The organism is Planctomycetota bacterium (assembly GCA_035574235.1).
In the GTDB taxonomy this organism is placed as follows: domain Bacteria; phylum Planctomycetota; class MHYJ01; order MHYJ01; family JACPRB01; genus DATLZA01.
On sequence record DATLZA010000112.1, the window covers coordinates 1 to 14928 of the forward strand.

20 protein-coding genes and 1 pseudogene are annotated in these 14928 nt (G+C 71.1%); 10 read left to right on the top strand and 11 right to left on the bottom strand.

Annotation, left to right across the window (positions count from 1 at the left end; all coding sequences use genetic code 11):
* The 6 genes from nuoG to VNO22_10155 all read right to left on the bottom strand — a co-directional run.
* Positions 1-1352: NADH-quinone oxidoreductase subunit NuoG (gene nuoG / locus VNO22_10130; GenBank protein HXG61725.1), on the bottom strand; the 1352-nt coding region annotated here is incomplete at its 3' end.
* A gap of 13 nt (positions 1353-1365) precedes the next feature.
* A complete protein-coding gene (gene nuoF / locus VNO22_10135; protein HXG61726.1) occupies positions 1366-2646 on the bottom strand; it encodes an NADH-quinone oxidoreductase subunit NuoF in 1281 nt (426 codons plus the stop codon).
* Complete coding sequence (gene nuoE / locus VNO22_10140) at positions 2643-3119, bottom strand: NADH-quinone oxidoreductase subunit NuoE (GenBank protein ID HXG61727.1); 477 nt, start codon at positions 3117-3119, stop codon at positions 2643-2645. The genes nuoF and nuoE overlap by 4 nt, the downstream gene beginning before the upstream one ends.
* Positions 3116-4846: an NADH-quinone oxidoreductase subunit C/D gene (gene nuoC, locus VNO22_10145; protein HXG61728.1), complete on the bottom strand. Its 1731-nt coding sequence runs from the start codon at positions 4844-4846 to the stop codon at positions 3116-3118. The genes nuoE and nuoC overlap by 4 nt, the downstream gene beginning before the upstream one ends.
* Before the next feature lie 25 nt (positions 4847-4871).
* Complete coding sequence (locus VNO22_10150; protein HXG61729.1) at positions 4872-5504, bottom strand: NADH-quinone oxidoreductase subunit B family protein; 633 nt, start codon at positions 5502-5504, stop codon at positions 4872-4874.
* A gap of 17 nt (positions 5505-5521) precedes the next feature.
* The gene (locus VNO22_10155) at positions 5522-5890 is read right to left on the bottom strand and encodes an NADH-quinone oxidoreductase subunit A (GenBank protein HXG61730.1); all 369 of its coding nucleotides are present in this window, start codon (positions 5888-5890) and stop codon (positions 5522-5524) included.
* Positions 5891-5999: 109 nt separating this feature from the next.
* Here VNO22_10155 and VNO22_10160 point away from each other — a divergent pair, with 109 nt between their 5' ends.
* The 3 genes from VNO22_10160 (at position 6000) to VNO22_10170 (ending at position 8142) form a co-directional block, all read left to right on the top strand.
* A complete protein-coding gene (locus VNO22_10160) occupies positions 6000-6761 on the top strand; it encodes an ATP-binding cassette domain-containing protein (GenBank protein ID HXG61731.1) in 762 nt (253 codons plus the stop codon).
* 91 nt (positions 6762-6852) lie between these two features.
* On the top strand, positions 6853-7524 hold the full coding sequence (locus VNO22_10165) for a universal stress protein (GenBank protein ID HXG61732.1): 672 nt from the start codon (positions 6853-6855) through the stop codon (positions 7522-7524).
* A gap of 66 nt (positions 7525-7590) precedes the next feature.
* Positions 7591-8142: a YbhB/YbcL family Raf kinase inhibitor-like protein gene (locus VNO22_10170; protein HXG61733.1), complete on the top strand. Its 552-nt coding sequence runs from the start codon at positions 7591-7593 to the stop codon at positions 8140-8142.
* A gap of 5 nt (positions 8143-8147) precedes the next feature.
* Here the strand turns inward: VNO22_10170 and VNO22_10175 are convergent, their stop codons facing one another.
* A complete protein-coding gene (locus VNO22_10175; protein ID HXG61734.1) occupies positions 8148-8663 on the bottom strand; it encodes a CBS domain-containing protein in 516 nt (171 codons plus the stop codon).
* A gap of 246 nt (positions 8664-8909) precedes the next feature.
* Between VNO22_10175 and VNO22_10180 the strand changes: the two genes are divergently transcribed.
* A complete protein-coding gene (locus VNO22_10180; protein HXG61735.1) occupies positions 8910-9164 on the top strand; it encodes a hypothetical protein in 255 nt (84 codons plus the stop codon).
* A gap of 80 nt (positions 9165-9244) precedes the next feature.
* Entirely contained in the window at positions 9245-9742 is a 498-nt protein-coding gene (locus tag VNO22_10185) for a hypothetical protein (protein ID HXG61736.1), read from the top strand.
* A 16-nt stretch (positions 9743-9758) separates the two neighbouring features.
* Here the strand turns inward: VNO22_10185 and rpiB are convergent.
* Both rpiB and VNO22_10195 read right to left on the bottom strand, forming a co-directional pair.
* A pseudogene (gene rpiB / locus VNO22_10190) lies at positions 9759-10172 on the bottom strand (ribose 5-phosphate isomerase B).
* Positions 10173-10185: 13 nt separating this feature from the next.
* Complete coding sequence (locus VNO22_10195) at positions 10186-10620, bottom strand: plastocyanin/azurin family copper-binding protein (GenBank protein ID HXG61737.1); 435 nt, start codon at positions 10618-10620, stop codon at positions 10186-10188.
* Between the two features lie 176 nt (positions 10621-10796).
* Here VNO22_10195 and VNO22_10200 point away from each other — a divergent pair, with 176 nt between their 5' ends.
* Both VNO22_10200 and VNO22_10205 read left to right on the top strand, forming a co-directional pair.
* On the top strand, positions 10797-11723 hold the full coding sequence (locus VNO22_10200; protein ID HXG61738.1) for a serine/threonine-protein kinase: 927 nt from the start codon (positions 10797-10799) through the stop codon (positions 11721-11723).
* A gap of 60 nt (positions 11724-11783) precedes the next feature.
* Positions 11784-12239: a response regulator gene (locus tag VNO22_10205; GenBank protein ID HXG61739.1), complete on the top strand. Its 456-nt coding sequence runs from the start codon at positions 11784-11786 to the stop codon at positions 12237-12239.
* A 10-nt stretch (positions 12240-12249) separates the two neighbouring features.
* Here VNO22_10205 and VNO22_10210 read toward each other — a convergent pair whose 3' ends face one another.
* Positions 12250-12894: a Fe-Mn family superoxide dismutase gene (locus tag VNO22_10210; protein ID HXG61740.1), complete on the bottom strand. Its 645-nt coding sequence runs from the start codon at positions 12892-12894 to the stop codon at positions 12250-12252.
* Between the two features lie 99 nt (positions 12895-12993).
* Here VNO22_10210 and VNO22_10215 point away from each other — a divergent pair, with 99 nt between their 5' ends.
* Positions 12994-13314, top strand: a complete 321-nt coding sequence (locus VNO22_10215) for a hypothetical protein (protein ID HXG61741.1) — start codon at positions 12994-12996, stop codon at positions 13312-13314.
* 7 nt (positions 13315-13321) lie between these two features.
* Here VNO22_10215 and VNO22_10220 read toward each other — a convergent pair whose 3' ends face one another.
* On the bottom strand, positions 13322-13507 hold the full coding sequence (locus VNO22_10220) for a hypothetical protein (GenBank protein ID HXG61742.1): 186 nt from the start codon (positions 13505-13507) through the stop codon (positions 13322-13324).
* 235 nt (positions 13508-13742) lie between these two features.
* Here VNO22_10220 and VNO22_10225 point away from each other — a divergent pair, with 235 nt between their 5' ends.
* The gene (locus tag VNO22_10225) at positions 13743-14063 is read left to right on the top strand and encodes a hypothetical protein (GenBank protein HXG61743.1); all 321 of its coding nucleotides are present in this window, start codon (positions 13743-13745) and stop codon (positions 14061-14063) included.
* A gap of 6 nt (positions 14064-14069) precedes the next feature.
* A partial coding sequence (locus tag VNO22_10230) for a YihY/virulence factor BrkB family protein (protein HXG61744.1) occupies positions 14070-14928 on the top strand: 859 nt, incomplete at its 3' end.

The following is a 14928-nucleotide window of genomic DNA, read 5'->3' on the forward strand; positions in this document are numbered from 1 at the left end:
GCCCGGAAGGTCCGCACCGCCGCGTCGTCCAGCCGCGTCGCCCCCGGCGTCGCCACGAAGAGGGGACCCCGGCGGTTCTGAACGGCGTTCCGCGCCGCCGCGTCGTCCCAGAGCGGAATCCCGGCCGCCCGCGCCGCCTCGAGCGGCTGCCTCCGCGCCGCCTGCCGAAGCGCCAGCGCCGCCCGCGGCGCCGTGTTCGGCACGTCCTCCCCCAGGACCAGGACGGCGTCCGCCCGTTCGAGGTCCCGAAGCGACGCGGACCGCGCCGGACCGCGCCGAAGGATCTCGAGCGCCCGGGCCGCCAGGCGCGCCTCCGCGCCCGACACGCCTCCGAAGAAGCGTTCCGCCCCCACGAGCGCCCGCAGCGCGAAGTTCGCCTCAAGCGACGCGCGGGGCGACCCGATCCCCAGGACCTTCCGGTCGGGGCCCAGACCGGGCGCCAGCCGCGCGAGCGCCTGCTCCCGGCTCACGACCTCCCCGGCCGCCCCGCGCGCCGGCCTCAGGCGCGGGCGCCGGATCCGCGCCGGATCGTTGACGAACTCGTACCCGAAACGGCCGCGGTCGCATAAAAAGTAGCCGTTCACTTCGCCGTTGTACCGGTTCACGACCCGGCGCACTTCTCCGGAGCGCTCCGAAACGGACGTGTTGCATCCCGCGGAGCAATGCACGCACACCGAGGGCGCGCTCTGGAGATCCCACTTGCGCGCGTAGTGGCGGCGCAGCGTCTTGTCCGTGAAGACGCCCGTGGGACAGACCTCGACGAGGTTTCCGCTGAACTCGCTTTCGAGCGTGCCGTCCTCCGCGCGGCCGAAATAGACCCGGTCGTGGAAGCCGAAGACGTCGAAATCCCGGCCGCCCGCATAGTCGCGGTAGAAGCGCACGCACCGGTAGCACTGAATGCAGCGGTTCATTTCGTGATGGATGAAGGGACCCAGGTCCTGGTTCCGGTACGTCCGCTTCCGGAACCGGTGGCGCCGGACGACGTGCCCCGTCATCACCGTCATGTCCTGCAGGTGGCACTCGCCGCCCTCGTCGCAGACGGGACAGTCGTGCGGATGGTTGAGCATCAGCCACTCGATGACCGCGGCGCGGAAGGCGCGCGCGTCGGGATCCTCGATCGAGAGGCGGGTGCCGTCCCGCGCGGGCGTCATGCACGCCATCACGATCCGGCCGGTGCGGTCGTGTTCGTCCCGGAACACCTTCACCGCGCACTGGCGGCAGGCGCCCACGGATCCCAGGGCGGGATGCCAGCAGAAGTACGGCAGATCGAGCTTGAGGGAAAGGCAGGCGTGAAGGAGGTTCTGCTCCCCGTCCACGTCGTAGGACCGCCCGTCGATCCACACGCGCGCCATCCCACCGCCCTCCTCACGCCCGCCACGGACAGCCCCGGCGCGCGACGTGATCCTCGAAGACGTCCCGAAACAGACGCAGCCCGGCCGCCAGCGGCTCCGCCGCTCCCGGCGCCAGCGCGCAGTACGTCAGGCCCGGACCGAGGAACCGGGCCTGCCGCTCCAGGGTGTCGAGATCCTCCGGCCTCCCGTCGCCCCGTTCGAGCGCCTCGAGGAGCCGGGCCACGCGGGGCAGTCCCTCCCGGCACGGCGTGCACCAGCCGCACGACTCGCGGGCGAAAAACGCCTCGAGATTCCTCAACACCCCCACGGGACACGTGGCTTCGTCCACGACAATCAGAGTCCCCGTCCCCAGGCGGCTTCCGGCCTTCTGCACGGACGAATAATCCAGAGGCACATCGAGCGCGTCCGGACCCAGGAAGGCCGTCGAGGCGCCGCCCGGCAGAAACGCCCGCAGGCGAAGACCGTCCCGGAGCCCGCCGGCCCGGTCGTAGATGATCTCCCGCGCGGAGGTGCCCATCGGAAGCTCCCAGGCCCCCGGACGCCGCAACTTTCCGCCGGCCCCGTAGATCTTCGTGCCGCCGTCCTCCGTCCGGCTCAGGGACTTGAACCACGCCGCGCCCCGCTCGACGATGTGCGGGACGTTGCACAGGGTTTCCACGTTCTGGACGATCGTGGGTTTTCCCCAGAGACCGAAGGTCTGCGGAAAGGGCGGCTTCGAACGGGGCGTCACGCGACGGCCTTCGAGGGAGTTGAGAAGCGCCGTCTCCTCGCCGCACATGTATCGCCCCGCGCCGGTGTGAAGCGTCAGGTCGAACCGGAAGCCGGAGCCCCCCAGGTTCGGCCCCAGCCGGCCCGCCGCGTACGCCTCCGCGATGGCCCGCTCGAGGATGCGCGCGGCGCGCCGGTACTCCCATCGGAGAAAAATGAACCCCACCTCGGCCTGGATCGCATAGGCGCTCAGGATCATGCCCTCGATCAGCTGATGCGGGTCCCCTTCGAGGAGCAGCCGATCCTTGAACGTCCCGGGCTCCATCTCGTCCGCGTTGGCCACGAGGTACTTGGGCCGGGGCGCGTCCGGCCCCAGGGGGACGAAGCTCCACTTCTGCCCGGTCGGAAATCCCGCGCCTCCGCGACCCCGCAGACCCGACGCGCGCACCACCGCCTGCACCTCCTCGGGGCTCATTTCCCGCAGGGCGCGCTCGGCGGCGCGGTAGCCCCCGGCGCGCTCGTAGGCGGTCAGGTCCGGCGGCTCTCCGCCGGGCCGAATCCGGGCGGTCAGCGGCGTTTCGGTCACGGCCCGTTCCCCCCGCCCGCCAGAAGGCCGTCCACCGCCTCTTCGGTCAGATCCGTGCGAAGTTCTTCCCCGTCCAGGAGCGCGGGGGCGCGGTCGCAACAGCCCAGGCAGGCCACCGGCAGGAGCGTGAAGCGCCCGTCCGGCGTGGTTTCCCCGAGGCGCACGCCGAGGTTCGTCTCCAGGCGTTCCCGGAGGCGGTCGGCCCCGAGCATCCAGCACACGACGCTGTCGCAGAGCAGAAGGACCCGGCGTCCGACCGGGCGCCGGAACAGGAGGCTGTAACACGTCGCCACCGCGTCCAGCTCGTGATGCGACATCCCCAGGAGGTCCGCGACCTCGCGGAGTTCGGCGTCGGGAACCCAGCCGCGGGACTTCCGCACGATCTTGAGCGCCTCGATTCCCGCGGCCCGGCGGGTCGGAGCGCGGGCCGCCTCCCGCTCGATCTCCGCGCGCTCTTCGGGCGTCAGGCTCATCGATCCACCTCTCCCAGGACGAAATCGATGCTGCCGAGGATGGACAAAAGATCGCTCACGAGATGGCCCCGGCTGATGTGGGGCACCATCTGGATGTGCGGGAACGAGGGCATGCGGGAGCGGACGCGGTAGGGAAGGGGCGATCCGTCGCTGATGAGGTAATAGCTCTGGATCCCCTTGCTCCCCTCGGTGGGCCGGGCGGCCTCTCCCGGCGGGACGACGGGCCCCCAGCTCACGTTCAGAAAGTGGGCGATCAGGGTTTCGATGTCGCGCAGCGTCCGTTCCTTGGGGGGCGGGCAGGCGAGCGCGTGGTCCGCCATCGTCGGCCCCGGAGGCAGGTCGCGCAGGCACTGCTCGACGATGCGCAGGCTCTGGCGCATCTCCTCCACGCGGACGAGCGCGCGGTCGTACCCGTCCCCGCGAGAGGCCACGGGGATCTCGAAGTCGTAGCGCTCGTAGCCGGAGTACGGGCGCCGCCGGCGCAGGTCCCACGCCAGTCCGCAGGCCCGCAGGCCCGGGCCGGTCACGCCCCACTCCACCGCCTCCTCCAGGCGGTACGCTCCGATGCCGCGGGTGCGCGCCTGAAAGATCCGGTTGCCCAGGACCATGGCGTCGTACTCCCGCAGGCGGGTGGGCATCCGGCGGACGAAGTCGCGCACCCGGTCCGTCCATCCCTCGGGCACGTCCTGCGCGACGCCTCCGATCCGGAACCACACGGGATGCATGCGCGCCCCGCAGAGGCCCTCGACCAGATCGAAAATCTCCTCCCGGTCCGTGAACATGTAGAAAACGGGCGAAAGCTGCCCCACGTCCTGCGCGAAGGTTCCGTACCAGACGAGATGGCTCGCGATGCGGAAGAGCTCCGCCGCCAGAACCCGCAGGACCTGCGCGCGCTCCGGCACCTCGATCCCGGCCAGGCGCTCGACCGCCAGGACGTACGGAAACTCGTTGAGGACGCCCGCCAGGTAATCCACCCGGTCCGTGTAGGGCAGAAACGTGTGCCACGACTGACGCTCCCCCATCTTCTCCACGGCGCGGTGGTGAAAACCGATGTCGGGCACGATGTCGAGGATCTCCTCGCCGTCGAGCTGGAGGACCAGCCGGAGCACTCCATGAGCTCCCGGATGCTGCGGCCCGAGGTTGAGGAAGAGAAACTCCGTCTCGCCGCGGCCGGCGGCCAGCCCCCATTCCTCGGGCCGGAAGCGCAGCGCCTCCTCGTCCTCCCGGCGCCGCGCCTCGTCCAGCGAGAAGGGCGGAAGCTCCGTGGCGCGGGCCGGGTGCTCCTTGCGGAGCGGATGGCCGCTCCAGGTCCGCGGCATGAGAAGCCGCCGGAGATGCGGGTGGCCCTCGAACCGGATCCCGAACATGTCCCAGACTTCCCGCTCGTACCACGAGGCCGACGGCCAGAGATCGGCGACCGACGGCACGGACGGAAAGGTCCCCTGGAGCGGAACTTTGAGCCGGAGGTCCTCATTGCGCTCGAAGGACACCAAGTGGTAGACGATCGTGAAATCGGACGCCGCCGGACTGGGCCGGTTCCGCCGCGCCCGTTCGTCCACGGCGGTGAGATCGAAGAGCATGGGGTACGGCCGCTCGACGCCGCGCTTGAGAAAGGCCAGCGCCTCGCGGATCCGCGCGGGCGGGACCCACAGCGTGAGAATCCCGTCCTGCGTCTCCTGAAGCGAAAAGGCGTCGGGTCCGAACCGCGCCCGCAGGGATTCCAGGATCTCCGGACCTGGCGTCACGGCGCCCTCAGAGAACGTCGGGGGAAGGGAATGTCGTGGCGGCCTGACGCCCGGCGCGCTTGAGGTCCCGCAGCGACGGCCGCGGGGAACGTTCGGGACCCGGCGGTCCCACGACCCGTCCCAGCGGGCGCGGCTCCCGGCCCACGGCTTCCCTCAGGAGAAGCAGCCCCTCGATCAGGGATTCCGGCCGCGGCGGGCAACCCTGGACGTAGACGTCCACGGGGAGGAACGTGTCCACGCCCTGGACGACGCTGTACACGTCGTACATGCCTCCCGAGTTGGCGCACGAACCCATGGAGATGACCCACCGCGGCGCCATCATCTGCTCGTAAAGCCTGAGAATGGGCGCCGCCATCTTGACGAAGACGGTCCCGGCGACCACCATGACATCCGCTTCCCGCGGCGTGCTTCGGATGACCTCGGAGCCGAAGCGCGCCAGGTCGTAGCGGCTCGTGAGGCTCGTGGCCATTTCCACGTAGCAGCAGGACAGACCGAAGTTGAAAGGCCAGAGCGAGTTTTTCCGCCCCCAGGCCACGAGATCCTGAAGGCGTCCCAGCAGAACGTGACGCCGCACCGCCTCCTCGGCGGAAGGCGCCGCTCCGGGACGGGCTTCCGCCGACGGTCTGCGCTCCAGGAGCATGGATCCTCCCTTCCCCCTTACCAGGACCGCGCCGCGCGATGCGCCTCCAGGGCGCCGGCCCGGACGACGTACGCGAGCGCCAGCGCCAGGAGAGCCACGAACACTCCCATCGCCGCGGCGCCGGCGGCGCCCGCCTCGCGCGCCCCCGCCGCCCAGGCCACGAGAAACGCCGCCTCGAGGTCGAAAATCACGAAGATCATCGCCACCGGGTAGAACCGCACCGAGAACGGCACCCGCGTCGAGCCGGTCGGCGCCACGCCGGACTCGTACGGCTCTCCCGCGGCCCGCGCCTCATGACGCTCGCCCAGCGCCCGCGAGAGAACCAGGAAGAGGCCGACGAGGGCCGATGCCGCCGCGAGGTAGATGCCCAACGCCGCCAGCTCCATGGCCTCGCCGCCCCTCCGACCGGTGTATGGACGCCGGCCCGGAAAGAACGTTATGAAGCACCCGCCCGGCCCCATAACACGCCCCTGGGCCCCGGGGTCAGGGCGGGGCATGGATGTCGGCCCGACGCCCGCGGCGATCGAGATCGAAGACGTCCATAAGATCCTGGGCGGCCGGGTCGTCCTGGCCGGACTCTCCCTCCGAGTGCCCCCTCGCGAACGGCTCGGAATCCTCGGACGCAGCGGCTCCGGAAAAACGGTTCTCCTCAAGCACGTCGTGGGCCTGCTGCGTCCGGACCGGGGCAAGATCCGGGTGGAGGGAATCGACGTCGGTTCCGGGGATCCGACCGCTCTGCGGGCCGCGCGCGCGAAAGTGGGGTACCTGTTTCAGAGCGCGGCGCTTCTGAACTCGCTGACGGTCTTCGACAACATCGCCCTTCCGCTGCGCGAGGGCGGCGGGCGAGGCGAAGCCCAAATCCGCGCCGAGGTCCTGGAGGGGCTGCGCCTGGTCGGTCTGGAGCAGGACGCCCACAAGTTCCCGGCGGAGCTGTCGGGGGGAATGAAGAAGCGCGCCGGACTCGCCCGCGCCCTGGTGGGCCGCCGGCGGATTTTCCTCCTGGACGAGCCCACCACCGGCCTCGATCCCGCCGGCGCGACCGAGATCCGGGATCTCATCCGGGACGTCCACGACCGGCTTGAGGCCACGACCGTGTTCGTGACGCACGACATGAACCTGGCCGTCCGGCTTTCGAACCGCATGGCAATCCTGGCCGCCGGACGCATCCATGCGCTGGGCACCCCCGCGGAACTGGCGCGCAGCGACGATCCCCTGGTGCGCGGGTTCCTGGCCGGCGTCTCCGCCCCGGCGGCGTGACGGGCCCCTCTCAGGGTCGGAAGGAGAAGGACCCTCGTTGCGGCGCCTTCGGACGTAACGCTCCGCGAGACGGCCGGCTCTCCGGAGGATTGTGCTCGAACGTCCCCTGATCCCGCTGGACGGCTCTCCGTCCGCGGAGGAAGCCCTGGAGGCCTTTGCCCCGATCCTCCTCCGCCGGGGATCCCGCCCGATCCTGCTGGGACTCGTCCCCGATCCCGCGTACCCGGAAACCGTCGCCCGGCGCCTCGCCGCGCGGGGGCTTCCGGCGCGCGCGCGCGCCGGCGCGGGGCCTCCGGAATCCGCCCTCCCCGCCGTCGCGGACGAAGAAGACGCTTCGCTCCTCCTGTTCCTCGGAATCGATCCGGACGCCCGCGCCGCGCGACGCGTGACGGCTCGGACCCTTCATTCGGTGGCCTGGTTCCCGCCGGAGTGGATCCGGGCCCGGCCGGCGGCGGACAGGATTCTCGCGGCGACGTCGGGCGACTGGGCGCGGATGCAAGGAGGCGTCGGCGAGCTCGCCCGGGCGTTCGGGGCTCGCGTCCTGGTGGCGGGACCGAATCCCGCGGAGCTTTCCGCGGCGGCCGAAGATCTGATGGACCTTCGAATCCCCGTGGAGACGCGGCGCCTCGCGGCTCCTTCCGCACGCGCCGTCTTCGAGATCTGCCGCGAGCGCCCCCCGGATCTTCTGGTCGCCGGAGACGCGCTCGCCCTCGATGTCCTCGGCCGGACGCGACTCCCCGTGGCGATCGCCAGAAGACCATAACGCGTCCGGGGCCCGAAGGATCCGCGCGGAAGGAGAGACACCCTCTTCGGGGGAAAGCTAATCCGTATGGAGAGTGATTCCGCCAAGCCTGGAACGACCGCGGCGGCCAGAGGCGTGCGGCGCAAGACGATCGCCCTGGCGAGCCCCGCTTTCGCTCCCGGTCGGACGCTCCCGCGGGAGTACACCGCGGCCGGAGCCAACGTCTCTCCCCCCCTGGCCTGGGCGGCGCTCCCGGAAGGCACGCGGTCTCTCGCCTTCGTGGCCGAAGATCCGGAAGGCGAGAACGGTCGCGCCGTGACCCATTGGATTCTCTACGACGTCCGCCCCTACGTGGAAGCCCTGGGCGTCCCGCTGACGGGCCTGCCCGAGGACATTCCGCGCGGGGGCGCCGCCCGGGAGCTTCCCGGAGCCCGCCAGGGCCGCAACGACTTCGGACGGCTGGGGTACGACGGTCCGCCGCCCCCCGCGCCCGGGCGCGGGCCGAGACGCTTCTGCCTGCGCATCTACGCTCTCTCCGCGCCGCTGGATCTGCCGGAAGGAGCGACCCGCTCGGAGCTTCAAAGAGCTCTTGAGGGAAAGATCCTGGCTTCGGGCGAGCTCTCCTGCGTCTGCGAATAAGACCGCTACGCCCGGTTCCGGCTCAGCGCGGAGGAGCGTCCCGCCGTCCTTCCGGAAGGAGCGGCGACCGGTTTCTCCTCGAGGCGATGGGGCCGGCAGATGGCCTTGAGCGCCTCCAGCACCTCCTCGCCGGCCGGTCCTCCTCGGCCGTCGAGGCGGCGCACGATGTCGCTGAGCGAGAGCACGCCGACCAGGACACCGCGGCCGTCGACAACCAGGAGCCGGCGAATCTGAGTCGTCTCCATGACCTCGAGCGCCGAGCGCACCTCATCCTCGGGCCGCACCGTCCGCGGATTCCGGGACATGGCTTCCTGAACCGTGATCTCGGACGCCGGGCGGCCGCGCGTGCCCACCGCGATGGCGATGTCCCGATCGGTGATCACGCCGACCGGCCTGCCTTCGCCGTCCACAACCGGCACGAGCCCGCAGTCGTTCTCCCACATCAGCACCGCGGCATGGGCCAGGTTCGCCTCGGGCGAACACGTCTTGGCGCTGGGCGTGCACGCGTCTTTCACCTTCATCGCCTTCCTCCTCCCTGTTCGGATAGAGCTGGAATCCGGATCCGCGCGGTTCGTTCGGGAAGCATCCCCCTCCCCGGCAGGGCGATCCCTCCTCTCCCGACCCCGCCCTCCGCCTTGGCGGCGTGGCTTTTTATAGATCCCCAAACGGCCCGAATGTTACGCGCCGCCGAAGGAGCGAACCCCGCCGCGAGCGCCGCCGCAACGCCCGGGACCGTACAGGATCCACCGGGATGGGAACCGCTGGAGATGGAACCTATGGAGTACACCTACGGCTTCGGGCCCATGACCGGACGACCCGTGACCACGGGCACCCCGCCCTCGTCTTCCCTGCTGCCCGATCTGGCGCGCGGGCTCGGCCGACTTGCGCGCGAGGTCCGCACCGTGGCCGAGGACGGGAAGGCGTGCGTCGAAACGTGGGCCCGCCAGGAACCCGGCTCTTCTCTCCTGGCCGCCTTCCTCTTCGGCGCGCTCTTCACGCTCCTTTTCCGCCGGCGCCGCTGAGCGCCCCCTCCCGTAACAAAGCGGCCGCGCCCGGATCCCTTCCCGCGTGCGGCCCGCACGGCGGGCCCGGGAGGTCGGCCATGCCCAAGCGGTGCGTGAAGTGCGGGAGCGTCTGGACCCTCGACCTGGCGCGCTGCGCGTTCTGCGGCGGTCCGTCGGTGGACCAGCCGGCGCCGCCTCCGGTGGAGCTCCCACCCCCGCGGCGACGGACCTCCGCTCCGGGCCCCGCCTCCGAGCGCGGCGCTCCGCCGTCCCGCGGGCTGCCGGACGTGGACTTCTTCGGCGCCCCTCCGGACTTCCCGATTCTGGCCGGGCTGGCGGCGATCCTGGTCTGCGGAATCCTTCCGGCGACCGTGCTCCTGAGCGGCCATCGCGGGCCCGCGCTGGCGGCCTGCGCGCTTCTCCTGCCCCTGCCCGCGCTCGCCTGGCGGGCCGGATTCCGCGCGGAAAGCCGGGGACGACCGGCCGGTCTGTCTTCCTCGGATGCCGCGCCGGTCGTCCAGACGCTCGGGCTGATCGCGCTGGCCGTGCTCCTGGGCGAGGGCGTCCTCCTCGCCGCCTTCGTGATCTTCGCCTGACCGGCGCGTCCAGCGCGGCGATTCGCCGCCGATGACGGCCGCCTTCGAACGGCGTCTCCAGCCACGCGCGCGTGACGGCCCGCGCCGTGTCCCAATCCAGCAGCCGTTGCCCGAGGGCCAGCATGTTGGCGTCGTTGTGACGCCGGGCCAGGAACGCGCTTCGCCGGTCCCAGCAGACGGCGCAGCGCACCCGCGGAAACCGGTTGGCCGCCATCGCCTCCCCGTTCCCCGAACCCCCGACCACGATGCCGCGTTCATGCCGGCCCAGGCTCACGGATCGCGCCACGGGGCGCACGAACCGCGGATAATCGACCGGCTCCTCCGAAGGCGCCCCGAAATCGGTGACCGCGTGGCCGCGGGCCTCGAGATATCCCCGGAGGCGTTCCTTGTACCGGAACCCCGCGTGATCGGACCCGAGCGCGATCCGCATCCCCACCCGCGAATCACTCCGCCGCCATCACGGCCACCGTGCCCGTCATGCCCTCGCGCTCGTGGTGCGCGCAGTAGTAGCGGTAGAACCCGGGCACGGTGAAGGTCTGGGCATACGTCCCTCCCGGAGGAACGTCGCCCGAGCTGAACGGCCGTGCGGGCGGCGGCACCTCGGCGTTCCGGGGATTCGCGGCACCGGCGGCATCCGTCGAAACCGTATGGGGACGCGAGGAGGCGTTCCTCCAGAGGACCGTCTGCCCCACCCGGATCGTCACCACGCGCGGCTCGAAGGTGTTCGCCGGTGTCATTTCGACCACCGCGACCGGGCGCTCCTTCCCCGTCCCTTCGGCGTCCTGTCCGGCCTCGTCTCCCCGCTCGCACCCGCCGCCGGCCGCGGCCCAAGCGACAACCGCCGAAAGCGCGAAAAAGCGGCGCGCACGCACGTTCATGGCATCCCCGCCGCTAGATCCGCCGGCAGACGGACCGTTACGCGCCGCGCGCCGCCAGTAACGAAACCCCGGGCCCGGGCTCACCCTAACGACCGCCCGCGATCCCCGCCCGGGACTCGCGCGAGGCGCCCGGGCCGGCGAATCCGGTCGCGGCGGATCGGTCGGAAGCGGCGGCGATGCCCTATCGAAAAGTGGGCAAGGGCGACCGGATCTCCGAATACGTCCTGGTCGAGGAGCTCGGCCAGGGCGGCTTCGCGTGCGTCTGGAAGGCGGAGCACAGCCAGATTCCGGGAAAGTACGTCGCCCTCAAGATCCCCAAGAATCCGCAGGGCCTCACCTATCTCAAGAAGGAGGCGCTTCTTCAGCACCAGCTCGACCACCCTCACATCGTCAAGACCGTCGGACTCAACGTTCAGGAGGATCCGCCCTATTTCATGATGGAGTGCGTGGAGGGCCGGAACCTCCGGCAGCTCGTCAAAGAGGAGGGCCTCCTCCCGCCCGCCGACGCCATCGAGATCGCCTGCCAGGTCTGCGAAGCCCTCTCGGTCGCCCACGCGCGGGGCATCTTCCACCTGGACATCAAGCCCGAGAACATCCTCGTCCAGAAACGGCCCCGCGAGGAACCCGGGCGCCCGAGGCCCGGCGCCGCGTACTTCGTCAAGATCACCGACCTCGGACTCGGCGCCGACGCGCGCCCGCGGCAGAGCGAGATCCTTCTCTCCCGCCGCGCGTCGGACGAGACCGCCGGCGGCTTCGCCGGGACGCTTTTTTACGCCGCTCCGGAGCGCGTCGCCGGCCGGCCGGGGGACGCGCGCTCGGATCTCTACTCGCTCGGCGTGGTGCTCTACGAAATGCTCACGGGCGCGCTGCCCCTGGGATTGGACCTGCCGAGCGAGCTCAATCCCGTGGTGACGCCGGAACTGGACGCGGCGTGCCGCCGCGCCCTGGCCATCGACGCCGACCGCCGCTTCCGCACCGCCGGCGAGATGGCGGCCCACCTCCGTCAGGCGCGCCAGGCGCTCCTTCTGCGCAAGACGCTCGTGGGGAGGCCGCCCCGCAGGCCCGCGGAGCCGCTCCGGCGAACCCCTCCGGTTTCGCCATAACGCGGTCCCCCCGGCGGGGGTCACCGGGGTGTGGCGATTTTTCGCCTGACGAGGCCTGCCATGCACCCGAACGACCCGCCGGCCATCCTCTTCATCGAAGATAATCCGTTCGACATCGAGCTGACCCTCCGGGTCCTGCGCCAGTGCGGCTTCGGCGACCGAGTGGCGGTCGTCCGCGACGGCGCCGAGGCGCTCGATTACATCTTCGCCACCGGCCGGTATGCGCACCGGCGCATCGAGGATCTCCCCCGCCTCGTCATCCTCGACCTGAAATTGCCCAAGGTCAACGGGCTCCAGGTTCTCCAGTGGATCCGCGCCGACCGGCACACGCGCGACGTGCCCGTCATGATCCTGACCTCGTCCGAAAGCGATCGGGACGTGATCGAGGTCCACAAGCTCGGCGTGGCGGCCTACGTCGTCAAGCCTCTCGAACGGGACGAATTCCTCCAGATCGCCCGCCAGGTCGGCCTGGCTTCGTCCGCGGCTCCGTCCCCGATGCAGCCCCGCCCCGCGTAAGCCGCGTCCGTCAGCGCGCTTTCCTTCCGCGCCCCGAGGCTTTTTCTCCCCCGCCGCCCTCCGACCGCGCTCCGTCCAGCCGCTCCGCCGCCGTTTTCCAGTCCAGATGTCTCAGGAAGGCCCGCACGTAGTCGGCCTTTTTCACTCCGTAATCGATCATGTACGCGTGCTCGAAGACGTCCATGATGACCACGGGGATCGCGCCGGACAGATGCCCCTGGTCGTGTTCGTTGATCCACGCGTTGAGGAGCCGCTCCGTGAGCGGATCGTAGTACGTGACCACCCAACCGATGCCGCGCATGCCCCCCATGGCCTCGACCTCGCGGGTCCACCCCTCGACGCCCCCGAACTGGGCCGCCAGGAGGCCGGCCAGTCGGCTCCCCGCCGGCAGCGGCGCGGGGTTGGGGGCGAGATTGCCGAAGTAGAGCTCGTGCAGGCGAACGCCGTTCCACTCCCACCCGAAACGGCGCTTCAGTTCCGCGAAGGCCGGCGTCGCCCGGCGGTTCTCGCGCCCCATCGTCTCGAACTCCTGCAGGAGCGCGTTGAGGTTCTTCACGTACCCCTGATAGAGCTCGAAGTGGTTCTTGAGCAGCGCGTCGCTGAAACCCTCCATCCCCAGGAGCGAACTGAAGTCCTTCGCTTCGTACGGTTTCATCCTTGCCTTCCTTTGCGATTCAGGGTTCCCGTGCGCCCCGCGTAACGCGCGCCGTTCCGCGGAGTCTACCGGGAGCGGACAACCTGTCAAGGAGGTTCCATGAGCCGAGCCGCCGGACGCGAAGCCCGACTTCCCGAAGAAAGCCCCGGGCCGGTCCGGGGCCGCCGCCGTGGACGGGGCCGCGGCCGCGCGCCGACCCACACCGCATTTCCGGAAGCGATCCGCACGCTCCTGTCCCGCCGTCCCCCCGAGGAGCTGGAGTCCCAGGTCGAGCGGGTGCTCCGCGCCAATGCGAGCGGCCTGACTCTGCTGGGTCTGACGCTCGGCGTCTTCGTCAGCCGCAAATTCTTCGTTCTTCCCGTGGCCGTCTGGACGATGCTCCTGCAGGACGTCCTCGCGCGCGCGGCGCGCGAGCGCTGAGCGGAGCTCAGCGCACGGCCGCTTCCTTCTTCCGCGTGACGATTTCCGGGCCGTCCTTGCGCATCGGCCGCCCGCAGGCGCACGTGGGCGTCGAGGAGGCGGAGGGCCGCCGGCGCGGCTCCACGATGATCATGACTTCGCAGGCGCACTCGACGTCCGTGCACACATAGAATTCTCCGCGCATCCAGCTCATGGCCGATCTCCTCCTCGCGCCCCCGGCCCGCCCCTCCGGATCCCGCTCCCTCGCTCCCGCCGGCGACCCCCGACACGGGTTCCCCGGACGGATCGACAAGGAATCACTCCATAGATCCCCGCGGCCGCCGAATGTGACGCGGCAAACCTCGGTGTCCCCATCGAATCCCGAGCAACGACCCGCCGTCGGAGCGGCTCCGTAAGGGAGGAACCCCTTCGCCCCGCGGAACGCGACGATGCGGTTCGTCCGGATACGGCGCACGAGCGGAGAGGAAGCCGACCGCGACGCGGCGCGACGGCCGCGCGCGGCGACGGTCGGAGCCTTCCTGCGCGTCGCGCTCGAGGAGGGTCTCCGGCCCGCCCTCGAGCGGGCGCGCGCGGGCCTGGCGGCCACGGCGCTCCTGGCGGTCGCCGCGGCATGGCTCCTCCTGGGGGTTCATCAGGCCCTCCGGGCGGCCGGCGCGCCCGCGTGGGCGGCCTCGCTGGCGATGGGAGCCCTCTCCGCGGCGGCCGGTCTGGCCTTCCGGCGCCGGGCGCGCCCGCGGGCCAAGACCTGAAGGGAGGTGACCTTCACGCGCGCCGGACGTCTCCTCCGGAGGGTCGCGGCGGGGTGGAAGCGGCACCGCATTCCCAGCCGGGCCGCCGCCCTGGCCTTCTACGCCCTGTTCGCCGCCGCCCCGCTGCTCGTGATCGCCGTCGCGGTGGCCGGATTCGCCTTCGGTCGCGCGGCGGCGGAGGGAGAGCTTCTGACCCGGATCGAGGGCCACGTGGGGCGACCCGCGGCGGAGACCCTCCAGGGAGTGCTCCGGCACATGGCCCGGCCTCGCGCGGGTCTGGCGGCTTCGGCCGCGGGCCTGGCGCTCCTGCTTCTGGGCGCCAGCGGGTTTTTCCTGCAGCTCCAGGAGGATCTCAACGCGATCTGGGGCGCGCGGCCGGGCGTGCGGAACCCCCTCGCGGTCACGCTGCGGCGGCGGGTGACGGCGTTCCTCATGGTCCTGGGCGTCGGGTTCGTCCTCCTCGCGTCCCTGCTGGCGGGCGCGGCGCTGCAGGCGGCGGAGCGGCTCCTTCCCGGCGAGCCCGGCGCGCGCGCGGGTCTCCTGAAGGCCGCGGATCTGGCGGGCTCCTTCGCCGCGACCGGGCTCCTCTTCGCCGTGGTCTACCGCGTGTTGCCCGAAACGCCCGTGCGCTGGCGCGACGCCGTGGCGGGAGGGCTGGCGGCGGCGGCCCTTTTCACCCTGGGGAAGTACGCGATCGCCTTCTATCTGGCGCGCTCGACGCTCGCCTCCGCCTACGGAGCGGCGGGCTCCCTCGTGGCGATCCTGGTCTGGGTCTACTACTCGACGCAGATCTTCCTTATGGGAGCGGAAATCGCGCGAGCCTCCGGGACAACGGCGCGTCGGAGGCGCCGTTCGCCCCTCAAGC

Excerpts from the sequence above, each read along its gene's own strand:
- nuoE (HXG61727.1), bottom strand. The coding sequence starts at position 3,119 with ATGAGCCTGACGCCCGAAGAGCGCGCGGAGATCGAGCGGGAGGCGGCC.
- VNO22_10150 (HXG61729.1), bottom strand. The coding sequence starts at position 5,504 with ATGCTCCTGGAGCGCAGACCGTCGGCGGAAGCCCGTCCCGGAGCGGCG.
- VNO22_10155 (HXG61730.1), bottom strand. The coding sequence starts at position 5,890 with ATGGAGCTGGCGGCGTTGGGCATCTACCTCGCGGCGGCATCGGCCCTC.
- VNO22_10160 (HXG61731.1), top strand. The coding sequence starts at position 6,000 with ATGGATGTCGGCCCGACGCCCGCGGCGATCGAGATCGAAGACGTCCAT.
- VNO22_10170 (HXG61733.1), top strand. The coding sequence starts at position 7,591 with ATGGAGAGTGATTCCGCCAAGCCTGGAACGACCGCGGCGGCCAGAGGC.
- VNO22_10175 (HXG61734.1), bottom strand. The coding sequence starts at position 8,663 with ATGAAGGTGAAAGACGCGTGCACGCCCAGCGCCAAGACGTGTTCGCCC.
- VNO22_10180 (HXG61735.1), top strand. The coding sequence starts at position 8,910 with ATGGAACCTATGGAGTACACCTACGGCTTCGGGCCCATGACCGGACGA.
- VNO22_10185 (HXG61736.1), top strand. The coding sequence starts at position 9,245 with ATGCCCAAGCGGTGCGTGAAGTGCGGGAGCGTCTGGACCCTCGACCTG.
- VNO22_10195 (HXG61737.1), bottom strand. The coding sequence starts at position 10,620 with ATGAACGTGCGTGCGCGCCGCTTTTTCGCGCTTTCGGCGGTTGTCGCT.
- VNO22_10200 (HXG61738.1), top strand. The coding sequence starts at position 10,797 with ATGCCCTATCGAAAAGTGGGCAAGGGCGACCGGATCTCCGAATACGTC.
- VNO22_10205 (HXG61739.1), top strand. The coding sequence starts at position 11,784 with ATGCACCCGAACGACCCGCCGGCCATCCTCTTCATCGAAGATAATCCG.
- VNO22_10210 (HXG61740.1), bottom strand. The coding sequence starts at position 12,894 with ATGAAACCGTACGAAGCGAAGGACTTCAGTTCGCTCCTGGGGATGGAG.
- VNO22_10215 (HXG61741.1), top strand. The coding sequence starts at position 12,994 with ATGAGCCGAGCCGCCGGACGCGAAGCCCGACTTCCCGAAGAAAGCCCC.
- VNO22_10220 (HXG61742.1), bottom strand. The coding sequence starts at position 13,507 with ATGAGCTGGATGCGCGGAGAATTCTATGTGTGCACGGACGTCGAGTGC.
- VNO22_10225 (HXG61743.1), top strand. The coding sequence starts at position 13,743 with ATGCGGTTCGTCCGGATACGGCGCACGAGCGGAGAGGAAGCCGACCGC.